This is a genomic window from Arhodomonas sp. KWT (assembly GCF_010993615.1).
The window spans coordinates 18,787-22,205 of the sequence record NZ_WNXE01000024.1; the positions used below are offsets into that span (position 1 = coordinate 18,787).

The following is a 3,419-nucleotide window of genomic DNA, read 5'->3' on the forward strand; positions in this document are numbered from 1 at the left end:
CCGGACCGGCGGCCGCCGCGAGCGCCTGCGCCTGGGCACGGACGGTGGCGCGGTCGCGGCCGTGGATCATGCTGAAGAGGTTGTACCGCCACTCGGGCAGGCGCCGCGGGCGGCGGTAGCACAGGGTGACGAAGCGGTACCCGGCGATGCGGCCGGCGACGGCGTCCACCTGCTCGTCCGGCACGTCCCAGACCACCATCGCGTTGGCCCGGTAGCCGAGCCGGCGGTGACGCGCGATCAGCCCGTAGCGGACCACGGCGCCGCGCTCCCGCCAGGCCCGCAGCCGCGCGAGCACCTCCGCCTCGTCGACGCCCGCCCGGGCGGCAACGGCGGCGAAGGGGCGAGGCACGAGGGCGAGACCGTCCTCCAGCGCCGCCAGCACGTGCCTCGCCGCCGGGTCCAGCACCAGCGGCTCGGCGGGCGGCCGCGGGGTGACGGTCCGCGGCGCGTCCCCCTCGCCCGCCATCAGGCCGGCGAGGTCCAGGTGGTAAGCGCTCTCCAGCGGCAGGTCCAGGGGCGCCAGCCCGGTATCGGCGGCGACGCCGTCCAGCACGGCATCCACTCCAGGGCGGCTCGCCGCGGTCACGACGAACCAGAGGCTGTAACGGTGCTCACGCTCGTAGTTGTGGTTCACCCCGCGATACGCGTTCACCTGTGCGGCGACCGTCTCCAGGCGCGACGGCGGTACCGCCAGGGCGGCCAGGGTGCTCGCCCCCACCGCCCCCGGGCGGAAGACCGCGCCCACCCGGGCGAGCCAGCCCCGGTCCGCGAGCGTCCCCAGGGCGGCGATCACCTCGCCCTCCCCGACCCGGAGGTGACGGGCCATAGTGCGGTACGGCCGCGACTCCAGCGGCAGGCCGCGGGCGTAGGCGCGGAGCAGCGCCCGCGCCACGCCGTCCGGGGCCGCCGCGGTTCCCGCGCCTGCGATGTCCGCCGCTGCCGTCACCATGGCCGGGTCCTCACAGGCCGATGCGGTCGGCACGGTCGGTGAAGAAGATCCCGCTCGGGCGCGGCACCGGCAGCCGGGCCAGGGGCTCGTGGGTATCCGCGTCGTAGACGGCGACGGTGTCGTCGTCGCGCAGGGACAGCCACACCTCCTCGCCGCGGGCGGAGAAGGCGATGTGCAGCACGCCCCGCCCCGGGGTGAGGGTGTCGTCCACCTTCAGGGTGTCCATGTCGATAACCTGGACGGTGTCGTTGCGGGGGAAGGCGAAGTTCACCCAGGCCTCGCGCCCGTCCGGGCCGGCCATAACGAACACCGGCTGGCCGTGGACCGGGATGCGCGCCACCTCGTGCCAGTCATCACGGTCGACCACGAGCACCTCGTGGCGCCCCACCGCGGGCAGCAGGGCATAGTCGTCCACCATCGCCCAGCCCTCGAGGTGGGGCATCTTGTAGACCGGCAGGCGCTTCTCACCGCGTCCGTAGCCGGCGAGAATCTCCCGGGCGCCACGCTCCGGGTGCCACAGGTCGACCAGGGCAAGGCCGTCCTCCCCGAACAGCCCGGCGATGTAGTAGCGCCCCTCCGGCGTGATCAGGCCGTCGTAGGGCTTGCGCCCCACGCCCCTGATCCGGGTGATGGACGGCTCGTCGCCGCCGCTGAAGTCAGCGATCCAGATCTCGCCGGCCTCGTAGAGGCTGAACACGAACCGCTCCCCGGGGGCGTCCACCAGGCCGACCACCCGCGCACGCTCGCCGTCGCCGTAGCGCGCCGGGATGCGCGCCACCGGCTCCAGGGTACGGGCGTCGAACACGCGCACGCCGCCGGGCTCGTAGTTGGAAACGGCCACCAGGCGGCCATCGCCGGAGATGGCGCCGCCGATGCTGTTGCCCGCCTGCTGCACCCGCGCGACGATGCGCCCGCGCAGCAGATCCACCTTGGTCAGCGCGCCGTCACGACCGAACACGTAGGCGAAGCGCTCGTCCCGTGAGAACACCGCGGAGGCGTGGGAGAGATCGCCGAGGCCGTCAATCTCCGCGAGCTCGGCCCGCTCGCTGGCGTCCACCAGGGACACCCGGCCGTCCGCACGCTGGACGACCAGCCCCAGGTCGCCGGTGCCCCGCGGGGCGGGGGTGGTCGCGCAACCGCCGAGCAGCGCGGCGGCGAGCAGCAGCGTCCAGACACGGAAGGCCGTGACGGCGGCACGGGCATATCGGATCATCGGTCATTCTCCTGGAGGTACCGCCCGGACTTGAGGCCGCGGGCGATGGCTCGGATCTCGGCATGGCTGAACAGCGGGCCGAAGGGGGGCATGGCAGTGCCCGGGCGGCCGTGCTCGATGGTCGCGGCGAGGGCGCCGACGTCGCGCCCGGACAGCGCGGAGGCGGTGATGTCCGGCCCCAGGCCGCCGGTCAGCCGCAGGCCGTGGCAGGCCCCGCAGTCCTCGCGCACGATCGAGCCGAGGCTGCGTCCGCGCAGGGCGGCCGGGCGCTCGGCACCCGCGACCGGGACCAGGGGCACGGTGAGGGCAACCAGCAGGAGCGGAAACGCGGAGTGGCGCAGCCGCCGCAGGAGTGCGGAATTACGGATGAGCATGCCGTCCCCCGGACTGTCGTCCCCACCCGAAGCGCTGGTGCACCCGCGGGCAGGGAACTCGTACCGGCCACCGAAAGGCGGCCATTCGGGGTCAGGCTATAAGATGCATACGATTTATTAGTTGATATCCATCAACCGAAGGCGAAACGTCACGAAAGGGTCTCGATGCGGGCGATCAGGTCGTCCGCGGCGGCATTGGCCTCGGTGACGAGATGCTCGAACTGGGGGCGCAGATCGCCGGGCACCGCCTCGTCCAGCGCCCGCTTGGCCGCGGCGGCGAGTCGTCGCTCGTCGTCGCCGCGCTCGCGCAGCAGCCGCCCGGCACCACGCTCGGCGAAGCGCGCGATGAGCCGGTCGCCCAGCTCGTGGAGGCTGTCCAGCTCGCCGTCCGCCGCCTGCGGGAGCTCGCCGTGGCTGCGCAGCCCGAGCGCCAGACGGTCCGCAAGGGCCTCACGGTCGCCGGCCAGGCGCTGGAGCACGCCCGCCACCGCGGCGTCGTCGATCACCTCCGCGGTGTAGCGGTGGTGCCGGGCGTTCGTCTGGCACTGGACCATCACGTCGTTGACGGCCACCAGGGCCGGATCACGTAGCAGGCTCATCCTCCACCTCCGCGCTGATGCCGGGCCCGGAACACCCCGATAGCCAGACCGCCCGGGCCCGGTAATGCCAACCTTCCGGGCGATTGTGCGCCTTGCCCGCAGAGCGTGCGAGCGCCGGCTTAGCGGGTGTGCGTGATACCGCGCAACACCGGCGACGAGGGTGCCGCCGCACCTACCGGTTTGAACCATACCGCGACTGTCCCGCCGCGTCGCCCGTCACTCATGCCAGACCGCTACACGACGTTCCTCACCCCCTGCCACAGCCGCTGTATGGACGGCGCGGA

Annotated in this window: 4 protein-coding genes; all 4 read right to left on the reverse strand. The window is 73.3% G+C overall.

The features are described from left to right. Positions 1-949 (reverse strand): Lrp/AsnC family transcriptional regulator (locus G7A99_RS25265; RefSeq protein WP_163139274.1); only part of this gene is annotated, 949 nt, incomplete at its 3' end. Positions 950-959: 10 nt separating this feature from the next. After that, positions 960-2,162 (reverse strand): cytochrome D1 domain-containing protein, encoded by a 1,203-nt coding sequence (locus tag G7A99_RS06715; protein WP_163139275.1) that lies wholly within the window; start codon positions 2,160-2,162, stop codon positions 960-962. Then, complete coding sequence (locus G7A99_RS06720) at positions 2,159-2,536, reverse strand: cytochrome c (RefSeq protein WP_163139276.1); 378 nt, start codon at positions 2,534-2,536, stop codon at positions 2,159-2,161. Before G7A99_RS06720 ends, G7A99_RS06715 begins: the two co-directional genes overlap by 4 nt. 149 nt (positions 2,537-2,685) lie before the next feature. Continuing rightward, complete coding sequence (locus G7A99_RS06725) at positions 2,686-3,135, reverse strand: hypothetical protein (protein WP_163139277.1); 450 nt, start codon at positions 3,133-3,135, stop codon at positions 2,686-2,688. Positions 3,136-3,419: the final 284 nt, after the last annotated feature.

What these genes read in the sequence shown, in the direction of transcription:
- G7A99_RS06720 (WP_163139276.1), bottom strand. Translation starts at nt 2,536, where the DNA reads ATGCTCATCCGTAATTCCGCACTCCTGCGGCGGCTGCGCCACTCCGCG.
- G7A99_RS06715 (WP_163139275.1), bottom strand. Translation starts at nt 2,162, where the DNA reads ATGATCCGATATGCCCGTGCCGCCGTCACGGCCTTCCGTGTCTGGACG.
- G7A99_RS06725 (WP_163139277.1), bottom strand. Translation starts at nt 3,135, where the DNA reads ATGAGCCTGCTACGTGATCCGGCCCTGGTGGCCGTCAACGACGTGATG.